The following is a 14532-nucleotide window of genomic DNA, read 5'->3' as shown; positions in this document are numbered from 1 at the left end:
CTCCAACCTGTTCGTTTGCGGCTGGTAAAAATATGTTGGTAGCAACGGTGCCTCTGCAAGCTCAGAATTGTGAACGTAGCAATGGGAACCGACAATATCACTGACCAAGCGGCTAATTTAGCTGCTGTTCTGGGTTAATTGGCCTTCAGAGATTTGGGAGCCACACTTTTTCAGTGTTCTCCAACAAGTTGCTCGGCGATAGGTGTGTAATGACATTAACGTTACGTATCTGTATACTTAGTATCCAGTAATACATTGAGGACTTCACCATGTCGGCAGCTAATAGTGTTCCCGTAAGGCGTGAGACATTAAATCTGCGGATCAAAACCGCTGAGCGTGAGCTTATCGATCGTGCCGCGAAAGCCAGAGGAAAAAACCGCACCGATTTCGTGCTGGATGCCGCTCGTGCTGCCGCTGAAGAGGCACTGATTGAACAGCGTATTATCATGGTCGATCCCGAAGCCTACCAAGAGTTCCTGACACGTTTGGATCAAGCTCCTGCACCCAATGCTGCATTACGCAAGACCATGCGTTCTGTTGCACCGTGGGATCAAAAAAAGTGATCTCCTCCCCTCAGCCTCTCCGTGCCGAGCACGTCAGAACAGCTTTCTGCTGTGGCGTGGAAAGCATGGATAATTGGCTGAAGCAGAGGGCGATAAAAAACCAGTTAACGGGTGCATCTCGTACCTTCGTTTGCTGTGATGACATGAAAGTGATGGCCTATTACTCGCTGGCATCCAGCGCCATCATGACTAATGCAGCCCCTGGCCGTTTTCGCCGCAATATGCCCGACCCTATACCGGTGGTGATATTGGGACGGCTAGCGGTGGATCAAGCGTTACATGGGCAGGGGGTTGGGCGTGCATTAGTGCGTGATGCAGGTTTACGGGTCATCCAGGTTGCTGAAACTATTGGCATTCGCGGAATGCTGGTGCATGCGCTATCCGTTGAGGCCAGAGAGTTCTATCTACGAGTGGGATTTGAACCTTCCCCCCTCGATCCGATGATGTTGATGATAACGTTGGGGGATTTGATCGAGAGTCTTTAGTGGGGGGAAAATAACGGGATAATACAACCTAAGGTGAGGAGCGCTCGCAACTGATTTCTTGAAGCTTTATTGCGCTCCCTCCTCAACGGACTACTCGGCGTAAGCGGGTTGAAAAACAGTGCGCCCGATCTGACGCGCTGCATCGAGGTAAGCCTTTGGCTCCCCCAGTTTTGGCAGCAATAACATTTCGTTAGTCGCCACCTGAGCACCACAATAATCAAAAATACCGTGCGTTATCTGCGCGTTAAAGGCATCGGTAAAGCCGTGACGGTCATAAACGCCCTTGCTTGCCGCACCAAGAGCAACCAAATGCACCGGTAAATGCCCCAGTTTTTTGACCACCGCCCCATCTACAGTCTCTTCATAAGCCCAACCATTAGAAAACACGCGGTCTACCCAGCCCTTAAGCAAGGCAGGCATGCTCCACCAGTAGATTGGGAACACCAGAACCAAGGCATCCGCACCATCGATACGCTTCTGTTCTGCCAGAATATCCGCGGGAACGGTGGCCGTTTTTAAAAATGCGGCGATATCTGCGCCACCGTACACCGGGTCGAAACCTTCCTGGGTGAGATCGGCAATTTCAAACGTATGGGCAGGATTGGCAGCCGTTATCCCTTCGGCAATAGCGGCTGCAACGCCATGGGTTAATGACGTATCGAGAGGATGGGAAACAACGATGAGTGCGTGCATTGGGGTGGCTCCTATTGTCAGGGCGAGGTATAAAACGTACTCTATATACCAACAGTAAGTTACCATCGGTAAGTTACCTTTAGTATATAACTCTGTCAACGGGTAAATATGGCTATGGTCTCCAAACCACATTCGCGAGTTCGGCTATCGAGAGAAGAGCGTTATCAGCAGTTGCTGGCAACCGCATGGGAAATCATTCATCAAGAAGGCACCGAAGCGCTAACGCTCGGCCATCTGGCTGAACGCTCGGGCGTCACCAAGCCGGTCGTGTATGACCACTTCACCAACCGTTCGGGCCTGTTTGCCGCGCTGTATCAAGAGTTTGATTATCGTCAGACCGAGCGGATGGATGAAGCTATCCAAAATACCCAACCAGAGCTGGCGGCCTTGGCCTCGGTGATTGCCACTTCCTACATTGAGTGCGTGCTGCTGCAAGGCCGTGAGATGCCTAGCGTCATGGCTGCACTAGCCGGTACGCCCGAGCTTGAGAAAATCAGGAATGATTACGCAGTGGTGTTCATTGAGAAATGCCGCCAGATCTTTGCCCCCTTCTGCTGCGATAACCAGCTTCAAGACGCCGCGCTATGGGGTATGCTCGGCTCTGCAGAAGGGCTATCCTACGCCACCAGCTGTGGCGCGATTACGGCAGCCCAGGCTAAGGAAGAGTTATTCGGCATCATTATTTCGATGGTGCAGCGAAGTGGCGATCGGCCGGATATGGCTATGCCATAATAAGCACAGTGTTACCCCTCATCATGGAAGAGAGTTATGCCGACGATCGTTACCCACGCCGCGGTGCCGTTATGTCTCGGTTTAGGGCTGGGCCAAAAAATCATACCGCCCCGCTTGCTGCTCGCGGGCGTGGTACTGTCTATGCTGCCGGATGCCGACGTGCTGGCATTTAAATTTGGCGTGGCTTACGGCAATCAGTTCGGCCATCGCGGTTTCACGCATTCACTGCTGTTTGCACTCCTGATGCCTAGCTTGGCACTGCTGTTCTACCGCTGGTTCAAGGCTAACCCCGTCAAGACCTGGTTGTTCCTGTTTATCTCGCTGTTATCCCACAGTTTGCTGGATTCGGTGACCACCGGAGGCAAAGGCGTCGGCTGGCTGTGGCCATGGAGTGACGAGCGTTTCTTTGCGCCCTGGCAGGTGATCCGCGTAGCGCCGTTTAGCCTCGAGAAATACCTGACTCCTGCTGGGCATGCGGTGATCATGTCGGAATTACTGTGGGTTTGGTTGCCTGGAGCCATCTTGATGACCGGCATGATAGCGCTGCGTAAGTTCATGCAGCGCAAGTGAGAGATTGATTAGGTTGGTAAGCGGCTTAACCGACAAAATCAATTCTGGTCAGCATTAACGTGCCTTGTTGCAGAGTAAACTCTACACGCATTCCACCTTCACAAACTTCTGACAGCCCAGGGATCAGCAGGTTGGAACCAGTGCCGATAAATACGGCAAGCGTTCCGTCCTCAAAATCACCCGAACCGACCGAATCGCAGGTGCCTTCAATCAGTACTCTCTTCGTCCCATCATGGTAATAGAACTGCCCGTCCTCCTCGGCTGGGAAGTATTTTCTGGCCTGTTCCAACGGAGTTAATGAGTTCACCCGGAAATCAATTACCTGCTTTTTAGTGAGGTTGACACCCAGCAGCGGTATTTCCTTCAAACCATTCCTGACTTGCTGCGCATAGTGGTCGAACAGTGCTGGGGTTATGCTTTGTTGATGTTCATCAGGCGTTCCTGCCAGGAAGGTATCAGCGACGTTCTCAAGCGGGAAGAGAATATGCGCCTTTAAATAGGCCATATCCGCCGTCTTGATCGCCTGTTGGAATAGCTGGAACTGAGTGAGCATCTCAACCTTGAGGCTGTCATCGATCTCCTGAGGAGCTGCCGAGAGGAGTGGCTGCTTCACCGCCGCCAACAGCTTTTGTTCGGTGATCGCCGAGGCTGGCCCACTGAAGTTGCACTTCTCCACGGTCTTGCTCTCAACCATCAGCGCCTGCCACTCTGCCTTGGCATCTTTGGCCATAATGGCATCGTAGTAATTCATCCCTTGCCGATCCTGGCTCTCTTCCCCTTCCAGCCGCCCGCAGAAATACGCCATCTTGCCGGTTGTGCACAGGTGAGAAACCACAAATCTGGGTTGGGCAATAGCCCCTTGATAACTGCGTCGGACCGCGTCCAGCAACGGCTTACGTTCGGCATCATAGAACCCGACGTTTTGGCACCCGCTCGCAGCCGGCTCATCTTGAATAGTGCTATGGCATTGGGCCTGCGCCGGTGAATCGACATAAGAGTCAAAATTGCGCACCGTCGTCCAGAAACCTTCCGCTGACTGCTGCAGTTCCCGATCGTAGACCACCGTCTTGCCGTTAATTTTGGCGCTACCGCTGCCATCATTAGTTTTGGCGGTGGCGCAGAAATACGCCTGCGAGCCGGAAACGCTCAGCTGTTTAACCACAAACTGGATATCGGCGGGATAGCCGATATTGGCACGCATCTGATCCAGAATGACACGCCGTAGCGGATCGTTGGCATCCAGCGTCTGCCCTTGAACATAGGGGGATAACAATACCAGCAACAGCGCATATCTTTTCATTGGGCAAACCTCATCCTGAGCAGGCCTTACAGAGAGCGCTAGTATTGGAACAATTTGGCCATCATTCAATAAAAAAACCCGCCAGCGGCGGGTTTTGAGATAAAGAGATGGAGCGACTTACGCCTGATTGGCAGGGGTCACTTTACTGGCCAGGAACTCCTGCTCGTAGGCCAACGACTTTTTACGGTCGAACTGATGTTCCCATTTGGCAATCACCAACACCGCCAGCGCATTGCCCACCACGTTCAGAGCCGTACGCGCCATATCGAGGATACGGTCAACGCCGGCGATAAACGCCAAACCTTCCAGCGGAATACCCACGCTGCCCAAGGTCGCCAACAGCACCACAAAGGAGACACCCGGCACTCCGGCAATCCCTTTTGAAGTCACCATCAGCGTCAGCACCAGAATGATCTCTTGCCCCAGCGACAGCTCAATGCCGTATAGCTGTGCAATAAAGATGGCGGCAATACTCTGGTACAACGTAGAACCGTCCAGATTGAAAGAGTAGCCGGTAGGCACCACGAAGCTGGTGATGGATTTTGGCGCGCCGTAGGCCTCCATCTTTTCGATAATGCGCGGCAACACGGTTTCCGAACTGGCCGTTGAGTAAGCCAGGATCAGCTCTTCTTTCAAGATGCGGATCAGCGTCCAGATACGCAGGTTACACAGCCGCGCAACGGCCCCCAGAACCACCAAGGCAAAAAAGGCGATAGCGAAATAAACCAGCACTACCAGCTTGGCCAATGGCAAGAGCGAAGCGAAACCGAAGTTGGCTACCGTGACCGAGATCAGACCAAACACCCCAATAGGAGCGTAACGCATGATCATGTGGGTCACCTTGAACATGCTCTCGGCCACCGCTTTGAACACCTTCAGCAGCGGCTCTTTGGTCTCTTTCGGCAAGGAAGACAAGCCCAGGCCAAACAGCACCGAGAAGAAGATGATAGGCAGCATGTCGCCTTTGACCATCGACGAGAACACGTTAGAAGGAATTAACGAAAGGATGGTGGCAACCAGGCTATGTGAGCCGCTTTGCACCTGTTCCGTCGTTTTTTCATACTGTGAGATATCGACCGCGGTCAGCGCCGACATGTCGATGCCGTGCCCGGGTTGAAAAACATTAGCCAATGTCACACCCACGATGATGGCGATGGTGGTGATCACTTCAAAATAGATAATGGTTTTCAATCCAATACGGCCCAGCTTTTTGGTATCGCCAATACCGGCAATACCGACGATTAGCGTGGAAATAACAATAGGCACCACGATCATCTTGATCAAACGAATAAAGATATCACCGGCGGGGCTCAATATATTACTGACCATCCACTCACGCGATTCCGTTTGATTATGCAGCACTGCGCCCAGGATAATACCCAATACCAACGCGATCAGGATTTGCCAGGCCAGGCTGATTTTTACATTTTTCATACCCAAAAAGTCCTCAAAGACTCCGTGCCAACGTGTTAAACACACCTAGGCTCCGGAAGGAATACTTAATCATTTATTACAGGCTTATGTTTGTGAACCTCTGCGCCAACTGCCCTTGGTGTAACGCAGTATAAATCTGTACCATCTGAAGGCGGGCTTCTGCAAGCCTTGTTTCATCTCGACTTTGTCCGTTTCGCCAGCAAAAAACCAACAAACAAAAAACGAACTGCAACATAATTACTTGTTCTAAAAAACATAATATTATCTTGGGCGGAACAATAGCCGATAGGATAGGACGATTTTTAATCCAAATAAAAGTGCGTGATTCGTCATTGCATTTGCATATTTAGTCTAAAAGTGTGTTTCCATATTGTTAACGCAAGGTTTAAAAAAAGAAAATAAAAGCCCCATGTGAACACCTTCAACATACTAAGATAAGTCTTAATATGATTCGAAAAACTAATAAATTACTATGAAATCATTCACCAAACATCTTGTTTGTATTTTCAAAAAAACCAACATAATAAAAGCAGAAAAAAATAACCCGTCGACAGGTTACAGCTAACAATTATGCTGAGTATTTATAGCAGTCATTAATAGAGTCTGATTAGCTGTAAAATATAACTTCGGTCTTATTGTTTCCTGCATCACCAAGCCGATGCCTCGCGCTTAATATTTTTAGTTATCTAAAAACTTTTTTAACAGAAATACGCCCATTACCGTCTTTTCACCGTCAACCAAACAGTTACACAACACAATTACGACAGTAACTATTACAAATCAACATCTTCGTTGCGTGATCTGCCGCCCAAAAAAGAAACAAACCGTCATGGCAAACTATACTTAACCATCAGTTGACATATCATTAACAATTCTAAGGAGAAAAACCATGAGCCAACTGCACAAACACGCCATTCCTTCTGCAATTGCAGATCGTGCCCTGATCAATCCGGAGCAATACCAGCAATATTATCAACAGTCTGTACAAGACCCAGCGGCATTCTGGGGCGAGCACGGCAAGATCCTCGATTGGATCAAGCCCTATACCTCAGTGAAGAACACCTCTTTCGATCCTGGTCATATCAGCATCCGCTGGTTTGAAGACGGTACCCTTAACCTGGCGGCAAACTGCCTGGACCGCCACTTGGCCGAACGCGGCGACCAAACCGCCATCATCTGGGAAGGTGACGACCCGACCCAATCGGCCAAGGTCACCTACAAGCAGCTGCACCACGATGTCTGCCAGTTCGCCAACGTACTGAAAAAGCTCGGGGTGAAAAAAGGCGATGTGGTGGCCATCTATATGCCAATGGTGCCTGAGGCCGCCGTCGCCATGCTGGCCTGTGCGCGCATTGGCGCCGTGCACTCGGTGATCTTTGGGGGCTTTTCCCCAGAAGCCGTAGCGGGCCGTATTATCGACTCCAACTCCAAACTGGTGATCACCGCTGATGAAGGGCTGCGTGCTGGCCGCGCGGTACCGCTGAAAAAGAACGTCGATGATGCGCTGAAGAACCCAGGGGTGAAAAGCGTCAACAACGTGGTGGTCTTCCAACGCACCGGCAAGCCGGGCTACTGGCAAGAAGGGCGCGATCTCTGGTGGCATGAGCTGACCGAAGGCGTATCTGCCGACTGCCCACCGGAAGAGATGAACGCGGAAGATCCGCTGTTTATCCTCTATACCTCCGGCTCAACCGGCAAACCGAAAGGCGTGGTACATACCACCGGGGGCTATCTGGTTTACGCCGCGCTGACCTTCAAATACGTCTTTGATTACCATGATGGCGACGTCTATTGGTGCACCGCCGACGTGGGCTGGGTTACCGGCCATAGCTACCTGTTATATGGCCCATTGGCCTGCGGTGCCATTACGCTGATGTTTGAAGGCGTGCCGAACTACCCAGGCGTAAACCGTCTGTCGCAGGTAGTGGATAAGCATCAGGTCAATATCCTGTATACCGCACCAACGGCAATCCGCGCCCTGATGGCCGAAGGCGACAAAGCAATCGAAGGCACCAAACGCGATTCGCTGCGCATTATGGGTTCCGTGGGTGAGCCAATCAACCCAGAGGCCTGGGAGTGGTATTACAACAAGATTGGTAACGCAAAATGCCCGATCGTTGATACCTGGTGGCAGACCGAAACCGGTGGCTTCATGATCACCCCGCTACCAGGAGCTACCGAGCTGAAGGCTGGCTCCGCCACTCGCCCATTCTTTGGTGTGCAACCGGCATTGGTCGACAATATGGGCACCCCGCAGGAAGGCGCTTGCGAAGGCAACCTGGTGATCACCGATTCTTGGCCAGGCCAGGCTCGAACTCTGTACGGTGACCATGACCGCTTCGAGCAAACCTACTTCTCTACCTTTAAAGGCATGTACTTCAGCGGTGACGGCGCACGCCGTGACGAAGATGGCTATTACTGGATCACCGGCCGTGTCGATGACGTGCTGAACGTTTCCGGCCACCGTCTGGGCACGGCCGAAATTGAATCCGCATTGGTATCCCACCCCAAAATTGCCGAGGCTGCGGTGGTAGGTATTCCACATAACATCAAGGGTCAGGCAATTTATGCCTATATCACCCTGAATCATGGGGAAGAGCCAACGCCGGAACTGTATGCCGAAGTACGTAACTGGGTGCGTAAGGAAATCGGGCCGATTGCCACGCCTGACATTCTCCATTGGACCGACTCTTTGCCAAAAACGCGGTCTGGCAAAATCATGCGGCGTATTCTGCGCAAAATTGCCGCCGGTGATACCAGCAACCTGGGGGATACCTCAACGCTGGCGGATCCGGCCGTAGTCGAAAAGCTGTTGGAAGAGAAACAATCAATGAAAGTTCCATCCTAATCCGCGCTGCCTCCGGCCGTTCGTCTGCCATGCGCAGCTGAACGGCCTGTATACCTGAAAGCTTTCAACTGCAGTAAAGCCGATCCCAGACATTTGGCTGGGATGGGTCAAAGCGGCCCGCAGAGCGCCGATTTGCCAGCTGGAAGGGTATCGCGTGGCGTACTTGTTCAATACCTATTGGAGAAACTCGGATGAATGAAGATATTTATCAAAGGATTGAAGAAAACCCGCGCTTTCAGGAGCTGGTGCAAAAGCGCAGCCGTTTCGCCTGGCTCCTGTCACTGATCACACTCGCGCTGTACGTTGGCTTTATCTTACTGATCGCCTTCGATCCTCAGTGGCTGGGGACTCCACTCGGTCCCGGATTAACCATTACCCGTGGGATCCCGGTTGGCGTGGGATTGATCGTGATTTCTTTCGTGTTAACCGGGATCTATGTTTATCGTGCCAACGGTGAATTCGATCGCCTGAATGCTGAAATCCTGCGCGAGGTACAACAATGAAGCGCCTACTTTCAGCTACCGCACTGTTGGCCCTGCCAGGCCTAAGCCATGCCGATGCCATTGGTGGTGCAGTACAGCGCCAACCGCTGAACATCCAGGCCATCATCATGTTCCTGCTGTTCGTCGGTGCCACCCTTTACATCACCTACTGGGCTTCCAAACGTACCCGATCTCGTCAGGATTACTATACCGCTGGCGGGCGCATCACCGGGTTGCAAAATGGCTTGGCTATCGCCGGCGACTTTATGTCTGCGGCATCGTTCCTCGGTATCTCCGCACTGGTTTATACCTCCGGCTATGATGGGCTGATTTATTCCATTGGCTTCCTGATTGGTTGGCCAATCATATTGTTCCTGATTGCCGAGCGGCTACGTAACCTTGGCCGATATACCTTCGCCGACGTGGCCTCTTACCGCCTGAAACAGAAGCCGATTCGCTCCCTTTCAGCCTGTGGTTCCCTGGTGGTGGTGGCGCTGTACCTGATCGCCCAGATGGTGGGCGCGGGCAAATTGATCCAGCTGCTATTCGGCCTCAATTACCACGTCGCCGTTGTCTTGGTCGGTATATTGATGGTGCTGTATGTCCTGTTCGGTGGCATGCTGGCTACCACCTGGGTGCAAATCATCAAGGCCGTGCTGCTGTTGGCCGGTGCCAGCTTTATGGCGCTGATGGTGATGAAATCCGTCAACTTTGACTTCAATACCCTGTTTGCCGAAGCCGTGAAGGTGCATCCGAAAGGGCTTGCCATCATGAGCCCTGGCGGACTGGTCTCCGACCCTATATCCGCCCTCTCCCTGGGTCTGGCATTGATGTTCGGGACCGCCGGTTTGCCACATATCCTGATGCGTTTCTTCACCGTTAGCGATGCCAAAGAAGCGCGTAAGAGCGTGTTCTATGCCACCGGTTTTATCGGTTACTTCTATATCCTGACCTTTATTATCGGTTTCGGCGCGATCCTGCTGGTCAGTGGCAATCCGGCCTTCAAAGATGCCAGTGGGGCATTGCTGGGCGGAACGAACATGGCGGCGGTGCATCTGTCTAACGCGGTGGGGGGTAACTTCTTCCTCGGCTTTATCTCGGCAGTGGCATTTGCCACGATCCTGGCGGTGGTTGCCGGGTTAACGTTGGCAGGTGCTTCGGCGGTGTCTCACGATCTCTATGCCTGCGTCATCAAAAACGGCAAAGCGACCGAGCGTGACGAGCTGAAAGTCTCCAAAATCACCGTGGTATTGCTCGGGGTGGTAGCTATCGCGCTGGGGATCCTGTTTGAGAAGCAGAACATTGCCTTTATGGTGGGGCTGGCATTCTCCATTGCGGCCAGCTGTAACTTCCCAATCATCATTCTTTCCATGTACTGGTCACGTCTGACCACGCGGGGAGCAATGATCGGCGGGTGGCTTGGTCTGTTAACCGCAGTGATCCTGATGATCCTGGGCCCGACTATCTGGGTGCAAATCCTCGGCCATGCCAAACCGATTTATCCTTACGAATATCCAGCGTTGTTCTCTATGCTGGTCGCCTTTATCGGCACCTGGTTCTTCTCTGTGACCGACAATTCGTTGGTTGGGCAGCAAGAACGCGTGAAATTCCGTTCCCAGTTTGTACGTTCACAAACGGGGTTGGGGATTTCGCAGGGGAGTGCACACTAAGCCGTTGATTTGGGCTGAGGTTGACTCGGCCCTGCTTTAAAGAGTTAGCCTGCTGGGTCTTCCGGCAGGTTAATTTGAGTCAGATCGTGTGATCGCCCCTCACCCTAACCCTCTCCCACAGGGAGAGGGAACCGATCGAGTCCGCTGGTTTCTCTGTGTAACCCTTCAAATTTCTTATTACGCATCACTGCCGAAACGGCATGGGTTCATCAAAGGTTCCGACTTGCCGAAGCCGCACAGGCTCACCCACGATGCCGGACTGCTCCCTCTCCCTAACACGGGGGTTCAGGATATTCTCGATGGGTACTCTGGGAGAGGGCTGGGGTGAGGGGTTTTCACTGTTATTTCCTGTTTTCTGCGCATAGCAAAAAGGCCATCCTTGCGGATGGCCTCTTGGCTTAATTGATGCCTGGCAGTGTCCTACTCTCGCATGGGGAGACCCCACACTACCATCGGCGCTACGGCGTTTCACTTCTGAGTTCGGCATGGGGTCAGGTGGGACCACCGCGCTATTGCCGCCAGGCAAATTCTGTTTCATTCTTGGCCGTTACTTTCGTAACCACCAGAACCAATCTCGGAACGTCGCTGAAAATTGTCGTCTACTCTAAAACACCTTTGGTGTTGTAAGGTTAAGCCTCACGGATCATTAGTACTGGTTAGCTCAATGCATCGCTGCACTTACACACCCAGCCTATCAACGTCTTAGTCTTAAACGTTCCTTCAGGGGCCTTAAAGGCCCAGGGAAGACTCATCTCGAGGCAAGTTTCGCGCTTAGATGCTTTCAGCGCTTATCTTTTCCGCACTTAGCTACCGGGCAGTGCCATTGGCATGACAACCCGAACACCAGTGGTGCGTTCACTCCGGTCCTCTCGTACTAGGAGCAACCCCTCTCAATCTTCCAACGCCCACGGCAGATAGGGACCGAACTGTCTCACGACGTTCTAAACCCAGCTCGCGTACCACTTTAAATGGCGAACAGCCATACCCTTGGGACCTACTTCAGCCCCAGGATGTGATGAGCCGACATCGAGGTGCCAAACACCGCCGTCGATATGAACTCTTGGGCGGTATCAGCCTGTTATCCCCGGAGTACCTTTTATCCGTTGAGCGATGGCCCTTCCATTCAGAACCACCGGATCACTAAGACCTACTTTCGTACCTGCTCGAGCCGTCACTCTCGCAGTCAAGCTAGCTTATGCCTTTGCACTAACCTCACGATGTCCGACCGTGATTAGCTAACCTTCGTGCTCCTCCGTTACTCTTTGGGAGGAGACCGCCCCAGTCAAACTACCCACCAGACACTGTCCTCACCCCGGATTACGGGGCCGAGTTAGAACATCAAACATTAAAGGGTGGTATTTCAAGGTTGGCTCCATGCAGACTGGCGTCCACACTTCAAAGCCTCCCACCTATCCTACACATCAAGGCTCAATGTTCAGTGTCAAGCTATAGTAAAGGTTCACGGGGTCTTTCCGTCTTGCCGCGGGTACACTGCATCTTCACAGCGAGTTCAATTTCACTGAGTCTCGGGTGGAGACAGCCTGGCCATCATTACGCCATTCGTGCAGGTCGGAACTTACCCGACAAGGAATTTCGCTACCTTAGGACCGTTATAGTTACGGCCGCCGTTTACTGGGGCTTCGATCAAGAGCTTCGCCTTGCGGCTGACCCCATCAATTAACCTTCCAGCACCGGGCAGGCGTCACACCGTATACGTCCACTTTCGTGTTTGCACAGTGCTGTGTTTTTATTAAACAGTTGCAGCCAGCTGGTATCTGCGACTGGCTTCAGCTCCGAGAGCAAGTCTCTTCACCTACGCGCCAGCGTGCCTTCTCCCGAAGTTACGGCACCATTTTGCCTAGTTCCTTCACCCGAGTTCTCTCAAGCGCCTTGGTATTCTCTACCTGACCACCTGTGTCGGTTTGGGGTACGATTTGATGTTACCTGATGCTTAGAGGCTTTTCCTGGAAGCAGGGCATCAACTACTTCTGCACCGTAGTGCATCGTCATCACGCCTCAGGGTTGATAGCGTTCCGGATTTACCAGGAACACCCCCCTACACGCTTAAACCGGGACAACCGTCGCCCGGCTAGCCTAGCCTTCTCCGTCCCCCCTTCGCAGTAACACCGAGTACAGGAATATTAACCTGTTTCCCATCGACTACGCCTTTCGGCCTCGCCTTAGGGGTCGACTCACCCTGCCCCGATTAACGTTGGACAGGAACCCTTGGTCTTCCGGCGAGCGGGTTTTTCACCCGCTTTATCGTTACTTATGTCAGCATTCGCACTTCTGATACCTCCAGCAAACCTCACAGTTCACCTTCAACGGCTTACAGAACGCTCCCCTACCCAACAACGCCTAAGCGTCGCTGCCGCAGCTTCGGTGCATGGTTTAGCCCCGTTACATCTTCCGCGCAGGCCGACTCGACCAGTGAGCTATTACGCTTTCTTTAAATGATGGCTGCTTCTAAGCCAACATCCTGGCTGTCTATGCCTTCCCACATCGTTTCCCACTTAACCATGACTTTGGGACCTTAGCTGGCGGTCTGGGTTGTTTCCCTCTTCACGACGGACGTTAGCACCCGCCGTGTGTCTCCCGTGATAACATTCTTCGGTATTCGGAGTTTGCATCGGTTTGGTAAGCCGGGATGGCCCCCTAGCCGAAACAGTGCTCTACCCCCGAAGATGAGTTCACGAGGCGCTACCTAAATAGCTTTCGGGGAGAACCAGCTATCTCCCGGTTTGATTGGCCTTTCACCCCCAGCCACAAGTCATCCGCTAATTTTTCAACATTAGTCGGTTCGGTCCTCCAGTTAGTGTTACCCAACCTTCAACCTGCCCATGGCTAGATCACCGGGTTTCGGGTCTATACCTTGCAACTATTCGCCCAGTTAAGACTCGGTTTCCCTACGGCTCCCCTATACGGTTAACCTTGCTACAAAATATAAGTCGCTGACCCATTATACAAAAGGTACGCAGTCACACCACGAAGGTGCTCCCACTGCTTGTACGTACACGGTTTCAGGTTCTATTTCACTCCCCTCGCCGGGGTTCTTTTCGCCTTTCCCTCACGGTACTGGTTCACTATCGGTCAGTCAGGAGTATTTAGCCTTGGAGGATGGTCCCCCCATATTCAGACAGGATGTCACGTGTCCCGCCCTACTCATCGAACTCACAATTAATGCATTTTAGTGTACGGGGCTATCACCCTTTGCTGCGCGACTTTCCAGACGCTTCCACTAACACAAGAACTGATTCAGGTTCTGGGCTGTTCCCCGTTCGCTCGCCGCTACTAGGGGAATCTCGGTTGATTTCTTTTCCTCGGGGTACTTAGATGTTTCAGTTCCCCCGGTTCGCCTCGTATGGCTATGTATTCACCATACGATAGTGTGTCGAAACACACTGGGTTTCCCCATTCGGGTATTGCCGGTTATAACGGTTCATATCACCTTACCGACACTTTTCGCAGATTAGCACGCCCTTCATCGCCTCTGACTGCCTAGGCATCCACCGTGTACGCTTAGTCACTTAACCTCACAACCCGAAGGTGTTTCTGTAAACAGAGACACTGTCGCGCTGTTTATTTGAGAGACTCTATGACAGGTTAATCCTTACCCCAATATTTCTACGGAGGGATAAGTTTCAGCTGTCATGTTTCAATTTTCAGCTTGTTCCAGATTGTTAAAGAGCAATATCTTAAACACGACTCGCAAGAGTCATCTTTAAGATAATCAGTCACGAATGACCGGTGATAAT

General features: G+C 52.1%; 10 protein-coding genes and 2 rRNA genes. 7 read left to right on the top strand and 5 right to left on the bottom strand.

The genetic code is table 11. The annotated features are described in order from the left end of the window. Positions 1-269: 269 nt before the first annotated feature. Together D9980_RS22425 and D9980_RS22420 are read left to right on the top strand one after the other, a co-directional pair. On the top strand, positions 270-563 hold the full coding sequence (locus D9980_RS22425; RefSeq protein ID WP_121608478.1) for a DUF1778 domain-containing protein: 294 nt from the start codon (positions 270-272) through the stop codon (positions 561-563). Next, positions 560-1048 (top strand): GNAT family N-acetyltransferase, encoded by a 489-nt coding sequence (locus D9980_RS22420; protein ID WP_121608477.1) that lies wholly within the window; start codon positions 560-562, stop codon positions 1046-1048. Before D9980_RS22425 ends, D9980_RS22420 begins: the two co-directional genes overlap by 4 nt. Positions 1049-1138: 90 nt before the next feature. On the opposite strand, the gene D9980_RS22415 is transcribed toward D9980_RS22420, so the two are convergent. Next, a complete protein-coding gene (locus D9980_RS22415; protein ID WP_121608476.1) occupies positions 1139-1741 on the bottom strand; it encodes an NAD(P)H-dependent oxidoreductase in 603 nt (200 codons plus the stop codon). Positions 1742-1849: 108 nt separating this feature from the next. Between D9980_RS22415 and D9980_RS22410 the strand changes: the two genes are divergently transcribed. Both D9980_RS22410 and D9980_RS22405 read left to right on the top strand, forming a co-directional pair. Further along, positions 1850-2473, top strand: coding sequence for a TetR/AcrR family transcriptional regulator (locus tag D9980_RS22410; RefSeq protein WP_238393660.1), 624 nt, complete (start codon positions 1850-1852; stop codon positions 2471-2473). A gap of 36 nt (positions 2474-2509) precedes the next feature. After that, positions 2510-3043: a metal-dependent hydrolase gene (locus D9980_RS22405; RefSeq protein ID WP_121608475.1), complete on the top strand. Its 534-nt coding sequence runs from the start codon at positions 2510-2512 to the stop codon at positions 3041-3043. Between the two features lie 25 nt (positions 3044-3068). Here D9980_RS22405 and D9980_RS22400 read toward each other — a convergent pair whose 3' ends face one another. Together D9980_RS22400 and gltP are read right to left on the bottom strand one after the other, a co-directional pair. After that, positions 3069-4343, bottom strand: coding sequence for a hypothetical protein (locus D9980_RS22400; RefSeq protein ID WP_121608474.1), 1275 nt, complete (start codon positions 4341-4343; stop codon positions 3069-3071). 117 nt (positions 4344-4460) lie between these two features. Further along, on the bottom strand, positions 4461-5777 hold the full coding sequence (gltP, locus tag D9980_RS22395) for a glutamate/aspartate:proton symporter GltP (protein ID WP_121608473.1): 1317 nt from the start codon (positions 5775-5777) through the stop codon (positions 4461-4463). A gap of 889 nt (positions 5778-6666) precedes the next feature. Here gltP and acs point away from each other — a divergent pair. The 3 genes from acs (at position 6667) to actP (ending at position 10777) form a co-directional block, all read left to right on the top strand. After that, positions 6667-8625 (top strand): acetate--CoA ligase, encoded by a 1959-nt coding sequence (gene acs, locus D9980_RS22390; protein WP_024484748.1) that lies wholly within the window; start codon positions 6667-6669, stop codon positions 8623-8625. A 191-nt stretch (positions 8626-8816) separates the two neighbouring features. Further along, the gene (locus tag D9980_RS22385; protein ID WP_024484747.1) at positions 8817-9128 is read left to right on the top strand and encodes a DUF485 domain-containing protein; all 312 of its coding nucleotides are present in this window, start codon (positions 8817-8819) and stop codon (positions 9126-9128) included. Further along, positions 9125-10777 (top strand): cation/acetate symporter ActP, encoded by a 1653-nt coding sequence (actP, locus tag D9980_RS22380; protein ID WP_121608472.1) that lies wholly within the window; start codon positions 9125-9127, stop codon positions 10775-10777. The genes D9980_RS22385 and actP overlap by 4 nt, the downstream gene beginning before the upstream one ends. A gap of 407 nt (positions 10778-11184) precedes the next feature. Here actP and rrf read toward each other — a convergent pair. Both rrf and D9980_RS22370 read right to left on the bottom strand, forming a co-directional pair. Then, a 5S ribosomal RNA gene (rrf, locus tag D9980_RS22375) occupies positions 11185-11300 on the bottom strand. Between the two features lie 102 nt (positions 11301-11402). Beyond that, positions 11403-14310 (bottom strand): 23S ribosomal RNA (locus D9980_RS22370). Positions 14311-14532 lie beyond the last annotated feature (222 nt).

The sequence above is a fragment of the Serratia sp. 3ACOL1 genome, assembly GCF_003668775.1.
Taxonomy (GTDB): domain Bacteria; phylum Pseudomonadota; class Gammaproteobacteria; order Enterobacterales; family Enterobacteriaceae; genus Chania; species Chania fonticola.
Note: the sequence above shows the minus strand (reverse complement) of the source record. Positions and strands in the feature narration are given on the sequence as shown.